Below are 16,591 nucleotides of genomic sequence, written 5' to 3' on the forward strand. Positions count from 1 at the left end.
AAGAACATCATAAATCTCTCTCTAATCGATCAAATCCTCAAGCACCGCGGGGTGGAGCAGCCCGGTAGCTCGTCAGGCTCATAACCTGAAGGTCGTAGGTTCAAATCCTACCCCCGCAACCAAAGATACCAAACAATAACAAAGCCTTAAGCCTCGCATCACGCGGGGCTTCTTGTGTTGGATAAACAGCACTGGAAGCATTGTGGAAGCAAAAGCGGCGGGCGGATATTAGATACAGCGTCGTCGCTGCGGCCGAAAACGAGACCACCATCAAGCCAGAACCGCAAACTTATCCATGGGCCCGCGTCTCGTAGGCGGCAATCGCGTCTTCAACGTCTGGGTAGTAGTAGAGCTTGCCCCCGGAAAGCACCGCGCCCGCGTCGCACATCTGTCGGACCTGCGGGATCGAGTGGCTGACGAAGATCGCGCCGGCCTTTTCGGTCCGCGCCCTGAAAAGCTTGCGGCTCTTTTCCACGAAATCCGCGTCCCCCGTCGCCGTGACCTCGTCAATCAGGTAGGTGTCGAACTGGATGCCCAGGTTGATCCCGAAGCCAAGCCGCCCCCGCATGCCAGACGAATAGGTCCGAACCGGCATGTGAAAGTGGTCCCCCAGTTCAGCGAAATCCTCGACGAACCGGACCAGCGCGTCGGTCTCTACCCCATAGATCCGCGCAACGAACCGCGTGTTCTGTGCCCCGGTCATGTCCGGATGGATCGCCCCCGAGATGCCGACGGGAAAAGAGATCTGGCCGTCGGTCAGGATCTCGCCCGATGTCGGTGCGGTCAGCCCCGCGATCATCCGGATCAGGGTGGACTTTCCGGCACCGTTCCGACCCAACAGGCCGACGCTGACACCGCTGGGGATCGTCAGGTTGATGTTGTCGGCGACGACCTTGCGCCGCCCCCCGTGGCGAAAGACCTTTGTCAGATTGCGCAGGACGATCACGCCAATGCCCCTAGCGCCGATCGCGCAGCGAATACCCGACCAGAAGGGAAAACGCCCAGATCAGAAAGGCAAACAGCGCGACAATCAGGGTTGTCTCGACCACCTGCGGGTGGCTTGGGCTTTCGGGCAGGGTCGGTGCAACATGAGCGGCGAGATAGCGGCTCTGTCGCCGGGCCTCTGACACCGAACCATCATAGGTGGCCAGGGCGGCGGTATAGGATTGTTCCGCGAACTGAAGTTCGACCGCAAGCCGTTCGTATTCCCCGACAACATCCGCGAAAACCTGTTCGCCCGCCCCTTGCGGCGCGGCGGACCCCAGCCCCAGTTTGCCCCGTTCTTCCTCGATCCGGGCTCGGATGATATCGGCGCGCTGCCGGGCCTGCACCAGTCGGGGATCGTTCTGGTTGGTGCTTTCCGACAGCATGTCGATGTCGATCATCGTCTCTGCCAGCTGCGTGTTCAGCGAGGAAAGCAACCCCATCTGACTCTGGATCGAGGCGGCCGGATCGACGATCTGGTTTTCGTTGCGGAACCGGGTCAGGGCCTCGCGCGCCTGTTTCAGACGTTCAACGGACTGGTCCAACTCGTCCCGCGCATAGCGGGTCGCGTCCTCGCGCGCGATGGCCGACAGCCGGTTGATCATCAGGCTGCTTTCTTCGTAGATCGCAGTTGCGATCGCCTGTGCGTCGCCCGGGGCAAAGGCTCTTGCCTCGACATTGATCAGCCCGGTGCCGCTGTCGGAATGCACATCGACCATCCGCTGCCAATAGGCGGTCATATCCTCGATGGTCCCGGGAGGGTGGTAGGCAAAAATAGGGTCGCTGTCTGGCGAGGCCTTGGCCCAAATGTCGGTAAGCCCGACCCGTGCATCGACCTTGCGCACCATTTCCGAGCTTTGGATGAAGTCATAAAGGATGTCGGTGTCAGAGGAGGACGACCCGGACAGTTGGGCCACCCCGCCCAGAAGTTCGAAGGCCGATCCGACCTCCTCTTTCCGGATCGAGAACCCGACCTGAGAGGTGTAGGCGGGCGTCGCCCTTTCGGTCAGATACCAAGCGGCCAGAACGACGGGGAGGATCACAATCGCAACGAAGGCGACAATGCCGACGGTGTGCCGCCGCTGGAACCGGGCCGTCGGCACCGCTGCAAGTGCCGGGTCCTGCGCTGCATCGGCCGCGCTTTCGGCGCGCGCGGCCTGTTTCTGCATCGCCTCCTGCTCTTGCTCGATCTCTGTTCGGAACCCTTTCACCCGGCTCCGCAGTCGCGCAAGCTTCAGCTCTTCCATCTCTTCCTGAAGTGCCACGCGCTCTGCCGCGCGTGGGTCGTTCTGCGCCTTTTCGCCCGGATTGGGTTGATCTTCAGCTGTGGATGTCACGTGCAAATTTCCTGCCAATTGGGCCTAGGGCTTGCGGGGGATAGTAGTGGCGCGGTTTCGCGCTGGCTAGCCATCCTTGCCCCCGAACCCGAGCGCCCGCACAAGGGCATCATCGTGAACCGCGAATTGCTCCAGCCGCCGCAAACTGTCATCCTTTTCAAACCGCGCGGCCAGTTCCGCCCAACGGCTTGTCTGCCCGGCCTTCGGCCCAGCGTTCTTGAAGTTCTTGCGAAGCCGGACCGGGCTGCCAAGAACCGCACCAAGATCGGCTTCAAGCGGGCCCAGATCATCGACCATGTAGATGCGGTCGATCTTGTCAACGTTGCGAAGTGCCAGGCGCAAACGTTCATCGGTTGAAAGCCCTTCCATCCGGGCGGAGGCCCGCATTTTGCGGGTCGCAAGGTAGGTGCAGTAGAAATTGTCGTATTGATCCCGGATGAACCTTTGCCATTCCGGCGTGCCCCCAAAGAAATACTCATCCGCAGAAAGCGTCGAAATCAGGCGCATGTTTGTGCGCTCTGGACTTTGCAATTCCTCTGCCGAGCATTTCTGCGCCTCGCGTAGGGAATAGAAATAGAAGGAGGCGATGCGTTCTTTCGGGTCGCGCAAGACCGTAAAGACAAACCTGTCGTTCGGAAGGCTGTCGACCTCCTCCCAGTCAAGGTGGCCCGCATAGAACCTGTAGCCCTCGGGCATTTGCCGCCCGCGATTTGCCTGGGTGTGCAAAGTGATCGGGCTGGATGCCTTTTCCCCGACGATCCGGCGGATCTCTGAAATAACCGACATGCCGGCTGTCTTGGGGATATGCAGGAACGCAATCGTCGGGCCATTGGCACCCTTGGCGCGGCGGGGCAGGGGGGCAGAGTTGATCTGCCGCGACAGACGTGGCGTGGGTTCCCGTCGCCAGCTTTCCGGCAAGGCCCCGAACCGCGCGGCCATGGCCCGATACTGCGGGGCAAGCGCCTCGTGCAGCAGACTCTCGATTTCAGACGGAAGTGTTGCATCGCGTCCGCGAAGGTCACTGCGGGTGGGCGGAACCGATTTGCGCGCAATCTCGGCAAAATCGCAGATTTCGTCCAAGGTGGATTGGCTGAACGTCGGTTCGTGGAACACGTATTTGATGCGGTCCGCCGGAATGGCCCACTCCAGTTCTCGCAGCGTGCGGTCATAGTCGGCGCGAGGGATGCGGCTCACCTGCCCGGTACCACACATCTGTGTGGCGCGGGCGGCGCAGGCGGCTTCAAACGCATCCGGGCTCAGTCCGTCACCCTCGTTCGCCACGTCCATTCGTATCTGGGACCACAGCCGATCCACGGGGTCGCGCAGGATGAACAGGAATTTTGCCGGACCAACCCGATCCATCGTGCGGAAAGTTTCCGCATCAAGGGTCATGTAGGACGGGGTAATGTCCGTCAGAAGCTTTTCGTCCTGCCTGCCGTGGCTCAGGTATTGCACGTACCGGCGAAAGACCCTTGGGCCGTCCGCATAGATGCGCAGGTGACGCGCCCAGGTCGCGACCTTTTCCAACTCCCGACCGTCCTGCGCATCGAATGGCGGTGAAAGCCGGGCCACCGTCTCACGGATCAGGTCCAGTTGACGGTCGCGGTGGGCCTCCTCCTTGTCGCCATACAGCACGTCGAAATAGTGCAGTTCCTTCAGTTCCGGCACATGACAGTCTGGATGGTCTTTCAGGTAATCGAACAGCCAGCTTGTCCCGGCCTTCTGAGCCCCGATTCCATAAAGCAGGCTGGTGCCCTTCGGCAGGTAGGTGGTCTTGGGGCGCCATGCACGCAACGCCAGATCCCGCACCAGTGCCGCGACCCGGCCAGCGTTGCCGGGCGACATCAGGGACAGGTGCCCTTCGTTGGCGACCTCGACCAACCGGATCTTTCCTGTCCCCCATCCCTCGGCAAACCGGCGGGCGGCGTTGGCGGGCGCAACCTGATCTGCGCGCCCCTGAACGATCAACAGTTTGAAGCTGCGGGACGCGGGTTCCTCGTTCTGCCAAGCCGACATCGGCGACACAGATGGCCCGGAGCCGTCCGTGATAGCTGCGTTGCGAAACCCGAAGGGGCCGGTGTCAAGGATCGGGTTGATCAGCGCGGCACCAGACACGCCAGCGGGCGATCGCCGCAAGGTCTCCAACAGGACGACCGCCCCGACAGAGGCCGCCATGAGGTAAAGACGGGCACCGGATTCGCGTGCTTGCTGCCGGGCCCGGTCCAGCGCGGCAAGTGCTTCGGATATCATGGTGTCCAGCCCCGGCCCCATGACCGTCGCGGTCAGGACCGCAAGATTTCCGCCGCTTGCGATCGCCTCGGGCAGGGCAGCGGTGTCCGGCTGCGGACCAATCGCGGTGGGGCAATCCAGCCAAAGCACGATTGCCCGCAACGCACCCTTGACCGGCGTCGTCACCATCTGCGGAAGGATGTCGGGCTTGGTAGAGGCCATATCCTTGTTTCAACTCCGTTTGCAGCGCTGCAAAGGCTAACTCATCTTGTTGATTGCTGGTGTCACGGGGAATGCAGCGGGTCAAGTTCCCCTGCTTTTGCACATCGGCGGGTTCTTGAGTTGCTGCCCCATTGGTGAAATGCTGACCCGCAGGATATTAGCAACAGGTTAATCCCCACGTGTCCGATGCCCCACCTCTCAGACCCGTCCACCGCCTGCCGCGGCTTGCGACCGGCCGGTCCATCGGGGCCCTGATCCTGCGCGAGATGTCATCGACCTACGGACGGCATTGGGGCGGCTACATCTGGGAGATTATCGAACCGGCGGCAATGATCATGGTATTGGCCCTGATCTTTTCGGCGGGTTTTCGGACCCCCGCGCTTGGCACCAATTTCGCGATCTTCATGGCGACCGGGTTCTTGCCCTTCTACCTCTACAGCGATGTCGCCAACCGAACCGCCCAATCGCTCAGCTATTCCCGACAATTGCTCAGCTATCCGCGTGTCACCTTTATGGATGCGATCCTTGCGCGGCTGATCCTGACGCTGCTGACGCGGGCGTTGGTCAGCATGATCATCCTGACCTTCATTTTGTACGTCTATGATACCCGCACGATCCTTGATCTGCCGCCGATCCTTCTGTCCTTCGCTCTCGCGGCGCTTCTTGGTCTGGGGGTGGGGCTGATGAACGCGGTTCTGATGACGCGGTTCCCGATCTGGCGATCGCTTTGGGCGGTGATCACCCGTCCGCTGATCTTCCTGTCGAACGTAATCTTCCTGATCGAGCGGTTCCCCGAACCGTTCAGCACTTGGCTGGAATGGAACCCGCTGGTCCATGTCATGGCGCTCTCGCGCACCGGGTTCTACTACTCTTACCGGCCGGACTATATTTCGCCCGGATACGTCGTGGGGATCGCATTGATCCTTGCCGTGATCGGGGTCCTGTTCCTGCGCCGCTACTACCGGGACTTTCTGGAGCTTTGAAAACGAAAAGGCGGCCAAGTGGCCGCCTTCCGCGTTGTTTGTCGCTGATCCCGCCTAGGCCAGATCGCGATAGCTGATTTCCTTGTGGTCCTCGCCGGTCTTGCCCCGCCGCACCAAAAGCCGGTTCAGCGCATGGATATAGGCCTTGGCCGAGGCGACGACCGTATCCGTATCCGCGGACTGGCCGGTTGCAATGTTGCCGTCCTCTTCCAGCCGGACCGAAACGGTGGCCTGCGCGTCGGTGCCTGCGGTCACGGCGTGCACCTGATACAGTTCCAGATGGGCGCTGTTGGGGTGCAGGACGCGGATCGCTTTGAAGGTGGCATCGACAGGCCCGTCGCCATGCGCGGTGGCCGACACATCCTTGCCGTCGATCTCCATCTCGACGGTGGATTCCGCTGGGCCGCCGGTGCCGCAGACAACCCGCATCGACACGAGCTTCAGCGCGTCGTTCTCGGCATCCTCACCAACCCGGACCAGCGCGATGATGTCGTCGTCGAACACTTCTTTCTTGCGGTCGGCGAGTTCCTTGAACCGGACAAAGATGTCCTTCAACTGGTTGTCGCCCACCTCGAACCCGAGGTGCTGAAGCTTGTCGCGCAGCGCGGCGCGGCCGGAATGCTTGCCCAAGGGCAAAGAGGTGCCCGACAGGCCGATATCCTCGGGCCGCATAATCTCAAAGTTTTCGCGGTTCTTCAGCATCCCGTCCTGATGGATGCCACTTTCATGCGCAAAGGCATTCTTGCCGACGATCGCCTTGTTGAACTGCACTGGAAAGCCCGACGCGGTGGCGACCTTGCGGCTGACGTTCATGATTTTGGTGGTGTCGATGCCCGTGTGCCACGGCATGATGTCGTGGCGTACTTTCAACGCCATCACCACCTCTTCCAATGCGGTGTTGCCCGCCCGTTCGCCAAGGCCGTTGACCGTGCATTCGATCTGCCGCGCGCCACCGGCCACCGCGGCCAGCGCGTTGGCCGTCGCCATGCCAAGGTCGTTGTGGCAATGGGTGGCGAAAATGATCTCGTCCGCGCCGGGCACGGTGTCGATCAGCCGCTTGATCAGGTCGGCGCTTTCTGCAGGCGCAGTATAGCCGACGGTATCGGGAATGTTGATCGTGGTCGCACCGGCCTTGATCGCAATCTCGACCACCCGGCACAGGTAGTCCCATTCGGTCCGCGTGGCATCCATCGGCGACCATTGCACATTGTCGCAAAGATTGCGGGCGTGGGTCACGGTTTCATGGATCTTCTCGGCCATTTCGTCCTGGGTCAGGTTCGGAATGGCGCGGTGCAGGGGCGAAGTGCCGATAAAGGTGTGGATGCGCGGCGACTTCGCGTAGCGCACCGCTTCCCAGCAGCGGTCGATATCCTTCAGGTTAGCACGGGCCAGACCACAGATGGTCGATTGCTTCGACCGCTCCGCGATTTCGGAAACGGCGCGAAAATCGCCTTCTGAAGCGATGGGAAAGCCCGCTTCGATGATATCCACGCCCATGTCGTCCAGCATCTCGGCGATGTCGAGCTTTTCCTGATGGGTCATGGTCGCGCCGGGGGATTGTTCCCCATCGCGAAGCGTCGTGTCGAAAATCAACACACGGTTCTTGTCGGTCATGTCGGTATTCCTGTTGTTTCTTAGCCTTGGGTGTAGTCCGGCGCGATTGTCCCCTCTGAGCGGTCGCGCCGAATGGCACGCTCAGAGGCGGCTAAGAAGCAGCTCCAGCAGACGCAGCCCGTCACGGGCCGAAGTGGGGATATGGGCGTCCTTGGTCATGGGGCCGGACTATACGACAAGTTTTCCCGAGGAAAAGACCAAAAGTGTCAGACGAGGCCGAGTTCCGCGTCCGTGGCGATCCTGTCGTATTTGTCCTTCGGTGGCATCGGGCGTCCGCGCCAGTCGGGATCAAAGACGAAACTGGACCGGCTGCGGCCTTCGGGCAGGGCCCCGTTCCCGGCCCCGACCGCATAGTCGTAATACAGTTTCACGATCTCGTCGAAGCTGACCTGCTGCGCTGCGGGATGGGCAAGGCAGGCATCGCGCCAACGCGCGACACGGTCGTATTCAGGTCCCTTGGGCAGGTCGAACCCCTCGTAATAGTCAAGGAACCAGAACCGCATCATCAGCGAGGTATAGACACATTCGGCAAGCCCGAACCGGTCGAACAACCATAGGCCATCGGGGTTATGCTGCATCAGCTGATCATTCATCCAGCGATAGCGGGCCAGAAGCGCCTCGCGCTTTTCTTCCGTCTTTGCGCGGTCGCGGTTCATCACCATCACATAGCCAGCCATGCCAAACGGACCTTCGCCGGTGATGAAGAACCGTTCCACCGCCCGCTCATAGGGATCGGACCGGGCAACGGCGGGATCGGGAAACCGTTCTTCGATGTAGCGCAGGATGACAAGGCTTTCCTTCAGGATCTTGCCGTCCTCTGTCTCCAGAATAGGCAGGGCCGTCGTTCCCCGACTTTTCTGCAAAAGCCAGTCTTCGCGCGGTTTGGTGATGTCGACGACATCGAAATCGACGGCATCGCGCAGGCCCTTGAGTTCGAGAAGAATTTCAATCCTTTGGGAAAAGGGGCAAACGGGGATGTGGTAGATGATCGGCTTTTGCATGGGACAAGTTTGCACTTTCGGTGGCCGGTTTGCCAAGGCTTGATCTGGGCGCGAAGGCTGCTAGCTCCTCCGCCATGAAACGCGCGCTTGTCATCGGATCAAGCGGCGGCATCGGCGCCGCACTGTGCCAGCATTTGCGCGGGCAGGGGGCAGAGGTGCTGGGCCTGTCCCGCAGCGAACACGGGCTGGACCTGCGCAACCCACCCTCGATTGACGCGGCGATGGGCACGCTTTCGGGGGTGTTTGATACAGTCTTCGTGGCGACCGGAGTGCTGACCACCGCAGAGGCAAGCCCGGAAAAATCGCTCTCGGCAATTGATGCTGATCAGATGGCACAGGTCTTCGCGGTCAACGCCATCGGTCCGGCGCTTCTTCTCAAGGCCCTTCCGCGCCTGTTGCCCAAGGACCGGCCCTGTCGGGTGGGTGTCCTGTCGGCGCGGGTCGGGTCCATCGGGGACAACCGGATCGGCGGTTGGCACAGCTACCGGGCGTCTAAGGCGGCGTTGAACCAGATCATCCGCGGCGCCTCCATCGAACTGCGGCGCACGCATCGGCAATCGGTCTGCGTCGCACTGCACCCCGGCACAGTCGCCACCCCGTTCACCGCCCACTACGCCGGGCGGCACAAGACCGTGACCGCGGACACCGCTGCGGCCAACCTTGTGGCGGTGTTGGACGCACTTTCGCCGGACCAGACCGGGGGGTTCTTTGACTATGCCGGGGCGCCGGTCGACTGGTAGCGGAACATCGCCGGTTCCCGGGGCCCTGTCGAATTGTCTTGCTATATCGGTGCCGGTGCCCCATACGCGCCCTGCAACCGTTATTCTATCTCGACCCTGTCTTCCTTCATCGGCTTACAGTTCTTCGATCTGAGACTGACCAAGCCGGGCTACCGCACTTCCGCGGGTGGCAAACATATAAGGAAGACACACGATGGCTAATGGCACCGTGAAATGGTTCAACTCCACCAAAGGTTTCGGCTTCATCGAGCCCGAAGGCGGCAGCAAGGACGTGTTCGTGCACATCTCCGCTGTTGAGCGTTCCGGCATGACCGGTCTGGCCGATGGCGCGAAGGTTACCTTCGACATCGAGTCCGGCCGTGACGGCCGCGAAAGCGCGATCAACCTGGCGCTGGCCTAAGCCTTTCCCGAAAGGGAACGGAGAGATTGAAAAGGGCGGCCAATGGGCCGCCCTTTTTCGTTATCCCTGCGAAAACGACACGATGGCCTGTGCCGGAACCGCGCCCGATTGCCGGTTCACCTCGCGCCCGCCCTTGAATTTGACCATTGTCGGAATGCCGCGAATGCCATAGACCATGCCCGCCTTCTGGTCGGCCTCGGTGTTCAGTTTCACCAGCCGGGCCTTGCCCTTCAGGGTCGCCGCGGCCTTTGAAAACTCTGGCGCCATCATCCGGCAGGGGCCACACCACGGAGCCCAAAAATCCACGACCAATGGCACATCGTCGGTCTTGGCGGCCTTTTGCAGGGTCGGCAAGTCGATCTCGACCGCCTTGTCGGTGATCAGTTTTGCACCACAGGCCGCGCATTTTGGCCCTGCCGACAGCTTGTCGTCTGGCACCCGGTTCACCTGCCCGCAATCGAAACAGGTCATCTTCAATCCAGCCATCCCGGCCTCCATAACATATCTTGAAAACAAGATATGAATTCACGAATGACCGTTCAAGGCTTCAGGCGAATTCGGCCTCTTCGCCGGTGGTGTCGCGGCGCAGGGCCGGGGCCTTCGCGGTCACGATCAGGGCCTCGACATCCTCGCCCCGATCCTTGCGCAGAACGCGCCGGTCCAGTGTCATCCCGACAAACCCGGCGGTCGCCAGAAGATCAGACAGGTAGGCCTGACCATGAGCGTATCGGCGGGACGGGCGCAGGACAAATCCGGGGTCCTCTGTCGCCTCTACGGTAAAGGCAAAGGTTCCGCCCGGCGCCAGGGCCGCCGCAACCCAGCCCATGATCCGTTCAAGCGCGCCGATATAGATGAACACGTCAGCGGCCACGATCAGATCGAATTGCGGTTGTACCGGGGTCAGCGCCCCGATGTCCTGTTTGTCCAGCCGGTCATAGATCGCTTTGGCCCGCGCCTGTTCCAGCATCCCGGTTGAGATATCCCACCCTTCCAGCCAGGTGCAGCGGTCCCGGATCGCCGCTCCCATCAACCCGGTGCCGCAGCCAAGGTCCAGCGCCCGGACATAGGGGCCGGGCAGGCAGGCGGCGAGCTGCTCGGGCCCGGAATAGGCCAGACCGTCGACCAGAGACCGGTCAAAGCCGGGGGCATATTGATCGAACAGCGCCTCTACAAAGGCGGGGGGCATCTGTTCTGCCACTGGCACGGGGCGCAGCAGGTCGCGGCGCAGCCCGGCACCATGCAGGTCCGCCGGGTCAAGGCGCAGGGCGGTTTCATAGGCGGCAATGGCCTGTGGCACATCGCCTGCCGCTTCGGCCATTTCGCCCAGACGCATCCAGCCCGCCACCCAGTCCGGGAAGTCGGGAAGGGTTTCGGACATCAGCGCGGCAGCGGCTGCCGGGTCGCCTTCGGCAAGAAGAGCATCGGCGAACATTAGCCGCCGGTCAGCATTCAGATCGCCGGACGATCCATTCGGAATGGGGGACATGAGGGGCCTGCAAAAAGGGCAAAAGACAGTGACGGTCGGGACAGTCGGTTGTCTAGGACAGGGGCAGGCGCATGGCGCGTTTCGCGAGGCTCACAAGGGGTTTGAGCGCATATGGCGCTCGCCCCGTTCTCTGTCAAGTTGTGACAAACCCCTTGATACGAATCTGATCTCGCCCCATATCGTTTCCCGCGACGTTACCACTATCGACCCTGTCTCCGACCAACGGCCTCAGTTCTTCGATCAGCGACTGACGAGCCGACCCGCTGCATCGTGCGAGCGGTTAAACTAAGGAGACTACGGATGGCTAACGGCACCGTGAAATGGTTCAACACCACCAAAGGCTATGGCTTCATCGCCCCCGAGGGCGGCAGCAAAGACGTGTTCGTGCACATCTCTGCCGTTCAGCGTTCGGGCCTGGAAGGCCTGGCTGACAACCAGAAAGTGACCTTCGACATCGAAGCCGGCCGTGACGGCCGCGAGTCGGCGGTGAACATTTCTCTCGCCTGATCGCGAAAGACTTGATCTGGGGCATGGGTCCGGGGAAACTCGGGCCCATGTTTCGTTTTGCCCCCCTGATTGCGGCCGCCTTGCTGGCCACGCCCGCAGCCGCCCAGACCCTTCCGATCGAGGAAGAGATCGCCTTTGTCACCAAGGTGTTCTCCCGCATTCAGGAACGGTCCTTTGCCTTGAACAAGGAATTGTGCGGCTACGTCGGCTATAACCGCGCCGGCGAATTGGACATCACCCGGATCATGGAGGGCGAAGAAGCCGCCTGCTATCTTCCCAATTGGCCCGCGGGGATGGAGGTGATCGCCTCGTTCCACACTCATTCCACCTACAGCCCCGACTACGATTCCGAAGTCCCGTCGTCCATCGACATGGAAACCGACGAAGAAGACGGGATCGACGGCTGGGTCGCCACGCCCGGCGGGCGGCTGTGGTATATCGACAGTTCGGAAATGATCGCCTTTCAGGTCTGCGGCATCGGCTGCCTGCCGATGGACCCGAATTTCGTGCCCGGCCCGGAGGGCGCGATCAAGCAAAGCTATACCTACCGGGCCATCCTGAAAAGCGAAGCCTACTGACCGGCGCGCAGCCCTTCGGCAAATTCCAGCAGGACCGGTCCCATATGGGCCACGATTTGCACGACCCCTTCGGCGTTCGGGTGCAGCCCGTCGGGCTGAAGATAGGCGGCGCGCGCCTCGGCCATGTCGCCTTCGGTCAGCAGCCCTTCGAAAAAGGTCGGGTAGAAGGTTGCACCATATTGGGCGGCAAGATCCGGATACATCCCGTCAAAGGCCGCTTTGTAGTCGGGGCCATAGTTGTTCGACACCTCAAGGCCGACCAGCATGACACTGACGCCCGCCGCCTCGGCCGCCTGTAGAATGCCGTCCAGATTGGCGCGGCTGACTTCAGGCGCGACGCCACGCAGAAAATCATTGCCCCCCAGCGCCACGATCATCCCATCCACATCCGGCGTCAGGGTCCAGCCGACGCGTGCCAACCCGCCCGCCGTCGTGTCGCCCGACACGCCCGCGTTGATCAGCGTGATCCCCGCCCCCTGCGCATCCAGCCAGGCCTGCATCTGCGGCACGAAGCCTTCGTTAACCGGCAGGCCATAGCCTTGGGTCAGACTGTCCCCAAGCGCAGCGATGGTCAGATCCTCGGCCTGTGCGGCGGCGGCAAGGGGGATGAGCAGAAATGGAAACTTGCGCAGGCCGCGCGCCGCCCCATATCCAAGAGAGACCACATTTTTGAAGGCCCGTTTCATGTCTGACCCCATCCTTTCCCTGACCGATGCCGCGCTGACCCTGAAGGGCAACGCCGGTCCGGTCGAAATCCTGCATGGCATTTCGCTAGAGGTGAAGGAAGGGGAAAGCCTCGGTCTGATCGGGCCAAGCGGGTCGGGCAAATCATCGCTCCTCATGCTGATGGGCGGGCTGGAACAGGCCACCGGCGGATCGGTGCGGGCGCTGGGCCATGACCTCACAACCATGTCCGAAGACCAGCTTGCCCGGTTTCGCAGGGATAATATGGGGGTGGTGTTCCAGTCTTTCCACCTGATCCCCACCATGACCGCGCTGGAAAACGTGGCGACGCCGCTGGAACTGGCCGGAGTCACGGATGCGTTTGACCGGGCCGCGGCGGAACTGGCGGCGGTGGGGCTGGCCAACCGGGCCGACCATTACCCAAGCCAGATGTCGGGCGGCGAACAGCAGCGTGTGGCGCTGGCCCGCGCTGCGGCACCGCGCCCGCGTATCCTTTTGGCAGATGAACCCACCGGCAATCTGGACGAGGCGAACGGACAGGCGATTGTCGACCTGTTGTTCGGGCTGCGCGACCGGCACGGCGCGTCGCTGGTGATGGTGACCCATTCAAACGAACTGGCCCGGCGCTGTGACCGGGTGATCCGGCTGCGCGACGGGCGGATCGATACCCAGGATCAGGCGAGGGCCGCCGAATGACCCTGCGCCTGTCGGCCCGGCTGGCCCGGCGCGAATTGCGCGGCGGGTTGCGCGGGTTTCGCATCTTTCTTGCCTGTCTGGCGCTGGGCGTTGCGGCGATTGCCGCCGTGGGCAGCGTCCGCACCGCCATCACCACCGGGCTTCAGACCGAAGGCGCGGCGCTTTTGGGGGGCGATGCCGAAGCGAATTTTACCTACCGTTTCGCCCGCGACGAGGAACGCGCCTTTCTTGAGAACATTTCGGACCGGCTGTCCGAGACCGTCGATTTCCGGTCGATGGTCGTCGTCGACCGCGACAGTGGACCGGAACGGGCGCTGACACAGGTGCGCGCGGTGGATGACGCCTATCCCTTGGTGGGGGCTGTGCGGCTGGACCCGCCGATGGACCTTGCCGCCGCATTTGCCGGGGCGGACGGGCTGCCCGGCGGCACGATGGAGCGGGTTCTGGCCGACCGGTTGGGCCTTGCCCCCGGGGACCAGTTCAAGCTGGGCAACCAGACTTTTGTCCTCTCGGCGATCCTGGACCGCTACCCCGATAACGCCTCGGCGGGTTTCGGGCTGGGCCCACGCACGTTGGTCCTGACGCGTGACCTTGCGAATTCGGGGCTGATCGCCGAAGGAACGCTGTTCTCCACCGACTACCGGCTCGACCTACCCGTTGGCACGGATCTTGCCGCGCTGGAACAGCAGGCCGAAGACCGATTCCGCGATGACGGGATGCGCTGGCGCGACAGCCGCCGGGGCGCGGGCGGGACCGAACGGTTCGTCGACCGGATCGGGGCCTTCCTGATCCTCGTGGGGTTATCGGGGTTGGCCGTGGGCGGGGTCGGGGTTTCTGCCGCCGTCCGCGCCTACCTGTCGCGCAAGACCGAAACCATCGCCACGCTAAAGACGCTTGGCGCGACCCGGTCCGTGATCTTTCAGACCTACGCGATCCAGATCGGGGTTTTGACAATCCTCGGCGTCGCGCTGGGCCTGATCCTCGGGGCCGGACTGCCGCTCCTGTTCGCGCCCCTGATCCTTGCGCAACTGCCTGTCCCCGCCGAATTCGCCCTTTACCCCGGCCCGCTGATCGAGGCTGCGTTTTATGGGGTGATGGCGGCGGCGATCTTCACCCTTTGGCCGCTGGCCCGGACCGAGGACATTCGCGCCGCGACCCTGTTCCGCGATGCGGTGGCGGCGGGGCGGACCCTGCCGCGCTGGCGTTGGGTCTGGCTCACGGTCTTGCTGCTGGCGGTCTTGCTGGGGGCGGCTGTCTGGTTGTCGGGCACGGCCTTCCTGACGCTCTGGACGGCGGGCGGGATCGCGGGCGCGCTACTGGTACTGGCCTTTACCGCCGTTCTGGCCCGCATCGTGGCGCGGCGCAGCGGGCGGGCAGCCCGGGGACGGCCCGCGCTGCGGCTGGCGCTGGGCGCGATCGGGGCACGGGGCGGTGAAACGACCTCGGTCGTTCTGTCGCTGGGGTTGGGACTGGCGGTGCTTGCCTCGGTCGGGCAGATTGACGGCAACCTGCGTAACGCCTTTGCCGATGAATTGCCCGCCGTCGCGCCGTCGTATTTCTTCGTCGACATCCAGCCCGACCAGATCGACGGGTTCAAGGCACGGCTTGCCGATGACCCGGCGGTCAGCGATGTGGACGCGGCCCCGATGCTGCGCGGCATCATCACCCGGATCAACGGCCAACCGGCCGAGGAGGTCGCGGGCGGCCATTGGGTGATCCGGGGTGACCGGGGCGTGACCTATTCCGCCGGGATTCCCGAAGACACCACCGTGACCGAAGGAAACTGGTGGCCGCGCGATTATGACGGCCCGCCGCTGGTCAGCTTCTCAGCCGAAGAAGCGGCAGAAATCGGCCTGAGCATCGGCGACACCATTACCGTCAATATCCTTGGCCGCGACATCACCGCAACGATCAGCAGCTTCCGCGAGGTGAATTTCGAGACCATGGGGATCGGGTTTGTCATGCTGATGAACCCCGGTGCGCTGCAGGGCGCGCCACACAGCTGGATCGCCACCGTCTATTCCGAACCCGAGGCAGAGGCGGCGATCCTGCGTGACCTTGCCGGGGCCTATCCCAACATCACCGCGATCCGCATCCGCGATGCCATCGGGCAGGTGATGGAACTGGTGCAGGGGATCGCCGCCGGGGTCCGATATGGGGCGCTGGCCACGCTGGTCACCGGGTTCCTTGTGCTGATCGGCGCGGCGGCCGCGGGCGAACAGGCCCGCACCTACGAGGCGGCGGTTCTGAAAACCCTTGGCGCCACACGGGCGCGGATCCTGTCGTCCTTTGCCCTGCGGGCGGCCCTATTGGGCGCGGCGGCGGGTGCAGTGGCGCTCTTTGCCGGGATCGCCGGGGGCTGGGCGGTGATGACCTTTATCATGGAAAGCGATTTCACGGTGATCTGGGGCAACGCGCTCTGGATCGTTGTGGGCGGCATCCTTGCCACGATGCTGGCGGGGCTGGGGTTTGCTCTGAGATCCCTTGGCGCGAAACCGGCACAGGTGCTAAGGGCGCGGGAATGAACGGACACCCACGATTCTTCGGCTATGGGTCGCTTGTGAACCTCGCAACCCATGACTACCCCGACGCCCGGCCCGCGCGGCTGCGCGGCTGGCGGCGGGTGTGGCGGCATACCTCGCTGCGGCCCGCGGCATTCCTGTCGGTCGAACCCTGCGACACGACGGTGATCGACGGGGTGATCGCCGCCGTTCCTGGGGCGGATTGGGCGGCGCTGGACCTGCGCGAACGGGCCTATGCCCGGCACGACGTGTCCCATCTGGTCGACCATGACGGGGCCCGGGGGGAAACCGCGGTCTATCAGGTGGAAGAGGGGCACCTTGCCGCCCCGACCCTGACCCATCCGGTCTACCTGTCCTATCTGGACGTTGTGGTGCAGGGGTTTCTGCACACGCTGGGGCAGGCGGCGGTTGAACGGTTCTTTGAAACCACCCACGGCTGGGATGCACCGATCCTGATGGACCGCGCCGCGCCGCGCTATCCCCGGCACCAACGGCTGACGCCCGCCGAGGTCGCGCTGGTCGATGATTGGCTGCGGCAGATCGGGGCGCGGGTTGTGGAGCCCGACGACAGCCCCCTTGCCCCCGCCGACTGAACCGCCGATCCTGCG

At 63.0% G+C, this 16,591-nt stretch carries 16 protein-coding genes and 1 tRNA gene; 9 read left to right on the top strand and 8 right to left on the bottom strand.

Features of this window, described 5'->3' with window-relative positions; genetic code table 11:
• Positions 1-45 precede the first annotated feature (45 nt).
• Positions 46-122, top strand: a tRNA-Met gene (locus EU803_RS11050).
• Between the two features lie 167 nt (positions 123-289).
• Here the strand turns inward: EU803_RS11050 and EU803_RS11055 are convergent.
• From EU803_RS11055 to EU803_RS11065, 3 genes are all read right to left on the bottom strand, one after another.
• On the bottom strand, positions 290-946 hold the full coding sequence (locus EU803_RS11055; protein WP_129682783.1) for an ABC transporter ATP-binding protein: 657 nt from the start codon (positions 944-946) through the stop codon (positions 290-292).
• A 10-nt stretch (positions 947-956) separates the two neighbouring features.
• Positions 957-2,321 (bottom strand): capsule biosynthesis protein, encoded by a 1,365-nt coding sequence (locus tag EU803_RS11060; protein ID WP_242494348.1) that lies wholly within the window; start codon positions 2,319-2,321, stop codon positions 957-959.
• 66 nt (positions 2,322-2,387) lie between these two features.
• Positions 2,388-4,772, bottom strand: a complete 2,385-nt coding sequence (locus EU803_RS11065; RefSeq protein ID WP_129682787.1) for a sulfotransferase — start codon at positions 4,770-4,772, stop codon at positions 2,388-2,390.
• Between the two features lie 179 nt (positions 4,773-4,951).
• Between EU803_RS11065 and EU803_RS11070 the strand changes: the two genes are divergently transcribed.
• Complete coding sequence (locus tag EU803_RS11070; RefSeq protein WP_242494349.1) at positions 4,952-5,755, top strand: ABC transporter permease; 804 nt, start codon at positions 4,952-4,954, stop codon at positions 5,753-5,755.
• A gap of 54 nt (positions 5,756-5,809) precedes the next feature.
• Here the strand turns inward: EU803_RS11070 and EU803_RS11075 are convergent, their stop codons facing one another.
• Entirely contained in the window at positions 5,810-7,369 is a 1,560-nt protein-coding gene (locus EU803_RS11075; protein ID WP_129682789.1) for a 2-isopropylmalate synthase, read from the bottom strand.
• 206 nt (positions 7,370-7,575) lie between these two features.
• Positions 7,576-8,370 (bottom strand): glutathione S-transferase family protein, encoded by a 795-nt coding sequence (locus EU803_RS11080; protein ID WP_129682791.1) that lies wholly within the window; start codon positions 8,368-8,370, stop codon positions 7,576-7,578.
• A gap of 74 nt (positions 8,371-8,444) precedes the next feature.
• Between EU803_RS11080 and EU803_RS11085 the strand changes: the two genes are divergently transcribed.
• A complete protein-coding gene (locus EU803_RS11085) occupies positions 8,445-9,110 on the top strand; it encodes an SDR family NAD(P)-dependent oxidoreductase (RefSeq protein ID WP_129682793.1) in 666 nt (221 codons plus the stop codon).
• Positions 9,111-9,303: 193 nt separating this feature from the next.
• Complete coding sequence (locus EU803_RS11090) at positions 9,304-9,510, top strand: cold-shock protein (RefSeq protein ID WP_129682795.1); 207 nt, start codon at positions 9,304-9,306, stop codon at positions 9,508-9,510.
• A gap of 60 nt (positions 9,511-9,570) precedes the next feature.
• Here EU803_RS11090 and trxC read toward each other — a convergent pair whose 3' ends face one another.
• Positions 9,571-9,996 (bottom strand): thioredoxin TrxC, encoded by a 426-nt coding sequence (trxC, locus tag EU803_RS11095; protein ID WP_129682797.1) that lies wholly within the window; start codon positions 9,994-9,996, stop codon positions 9,571-9,573.
• A gap of 61 nt (positions 9,997-10,057) precedes the next feature.
• A complete protein-coding gene (locus EU803_RS11100) occupies positions 10,058-10,996 on the bottom strand; it encodes a methyltransferase domain-containing protein (protein WP_129682799.1) in 939 nt (312 codons plus the stop codon).
• Between the two features lie 300 nt (positions 10,997-11,296).
• Between EU803_RS11100 and EU803_RS11105 the strand changes: the two genes are divergently transcribed.
• Both EU803_RS11105 and EU803_RS11110 read left to right on the top strand, forming a co-directional pair.
• A complete protein-coding gene (locus tag EU803_RS11105; RefSeq protein WP_129682801.1) occupies positions 11,297-11,503 on the top strand; it encodes a cold-shock protein in 207 nt (68 codons plus the stop codon).
• 47 nt (positions 11,504-11,550) lie between these two features.
• Positions 11,551-12,081 carry a DUF4329 domain-containing protein gene (locus EU803_RS11110; RefSeq protein ID WP_165352823.1) on the top strand — a complete coding sequence of 177 codons (531 nt, stop codon included), beginning with the start codon at positions 11,551-11,553 and terminating at the stop codon, positions 12,079-12,081.
• Here the strand turns inward: EU803_RS11110 and EU803_RS11115 are convergent.
• Positions 12,075-12,767 carry an arylesterase gene (locus EU803_RS11115; protein ID WP_129682805.1) on the bottom strand — a complete coding sequence of 231 codons (693 nt, stop codon included), beginning with the start codon at positions 12,765-12,767 and terminating at the stop codon, positions 12,075-12,077. The genes EU803_RS11110 and EU803_RS11115 overlap by 7 nt on opposite strands.
• Between EU803_RS11115 and EU803_RS11120 the strand changes: the two genes are divergently transcribed.
• Genes EU803_RS11120 through EU803_RS11130 form a run of 3 tightly spaced genes read left to right on the top strand, consistent with a single transcriptional unit; the run spans position 12,766 to position 16,576 of the window.
• Positions 12,766-13,461 carry an ATP-binding cassette domain-containing protein gene (locus tag EU803_RS11120; protein WP_129682807.1) on the top strand — a complete coding sequence of 232 codons (696 nt, stop codon included), beginning with the start codon at positions 12,766-12,768 and terminating at the stop codon, positions 13,459-13,461. The two genes, EU803_RS11115 and EU803_RS11120, sit on opposite strands and share 2 nt — an antisense overlap.
• Positions 13,458-15,986 carry an FtsX-like permease family protein gene (locus tag EU803_RS11125; RefSeq protein ID WP_129682809.1) on the top strand — a complete coding sequence of 843 codons (2,529 nt, stop codon included), beginning with the start codon at positions 13,458-13,460 and terminating at the stop codon, positions 15,984-15,986. The genes EU803_RS11120 and EU803_RS11125 overlap by 4 nt, the downstream gene beginning before the upstream one ends.
• On the top strand, positions 15,983-16,576 hold the full coding sequence (locus EU803_RS11130; protein WP_129682811.1) for a gamma-glutamylcyclotransferase family protein: 594 nt from the start codon (positions 15,983-15,985) through the stop codon (positions 16,574-16,576). The genes EU803_RS11125 and EU803_RS11130 overlap by 4 nt, the downstream gene beginning before the upstream one ends.
• The last annotated feature ends 15 nt before the right edge of the window (positions 16,577-16,591 follow it).

The organism is Loktanella sp. IMCC34160, assembly GCF_004145845.1.
Taxonomy (GTDB): domain Bacteria; phylum Pseudomonadota; class Alphaproteobacteria; order Rhodobacterales; family Rhodobacteraceae; genus SELP01.

Bases quoted from the DNA above. Each gene is read 5' to 3' on its own strand.
- EU803_RS11065 (WP_129682787.1), bottom strand. From the start codon at position 4,772: ATGGCCTCTACCAAGCCCGACATCCTTCCGCAGATGGTGACGACGCCG.
- EU803_RS11075 (WP_129682789.1), bottom strand. From the start codon at position 7,369: ATGACCGACAAGAACCGTGTGTTGATTTTCGACACGACGCTTCGCGAT.
- EU803_RS11080 (WP_129682791.1), bottom strand. From the start codon at position 8,370: ATGCAAAAGCCGATCATCTACCACATCCCCGTTTGCCCCTTTTCCCAA.
- EU803_RS11085 (WP_129682793.1), top strand. From the start codon at position 8,445: ATGAAACGCGCGCTTGTCATCGGATCAAGCGGCGGCATCGGCGCCGCA.
- EU803_RS11090 (WP_129682795.1), top strand. From the start codon at position 9,304: ATGGCTAATGGCACCGTGAAATGGTTCAACTCCACCAAAGGTTTCGGC.
- trxC (WP_129682797.1), bottom strand. From the start codon at position 9,996: ATGGCTGGATTGAAGATGACCTGTTTCGATTGCGGGCAGGTGAACCGG.
- EU803_RS11100 (WP_129682799.1), bottom strand. From the start codon at position 10,996: ATGTCCCCCATTCCGAATGGATCGTCCGGCGATCTGAATGCTGACCGG.
- EU803_RS11105 (WP_129682801.1), top strand. From the start codon at position 11,297: ATGGCTAACGGCACCGTGAAATGGTTCAACACCACCAAAGGCTATGGC.
- EU803_RS11110 (WP_165352823.1), top strand. From the start codon at position 11,551: ATGTTTCGTTTTGCCCCCCTGATTGCGGCCGCCTTGCTGGCCACGCCC.
- EU803_RS11120 (WP_129682807.1), top strand. From the start codon at position 12,766: ATGTCTGACCCCATCCTTTCCCTGACCGATGCCGCGCTGACCCTGAAG.
- EU803_RS11115 (WP_129682805.1), bottom strand. From the start codon at position 12,767: ATGAAACGGGCCTTCAAAAATGTGGTCTCTCTTGGATATGGGGCGGCG.
- EU803_RS11125 (WP_129682809.1), top strand. From the start codon at position 13,458: ATGACCCTGCGCCTGTCGGCCCGGCTGGCCCGGCGCGAATTGCGCGGC.
- EU803_RS11130 (WP_129682811.1), top strand. From the start codon at position 15,983: ATGAACGGACACCCACGATTCTTCGGCTATGGGTCGCTTGTGAACCTC.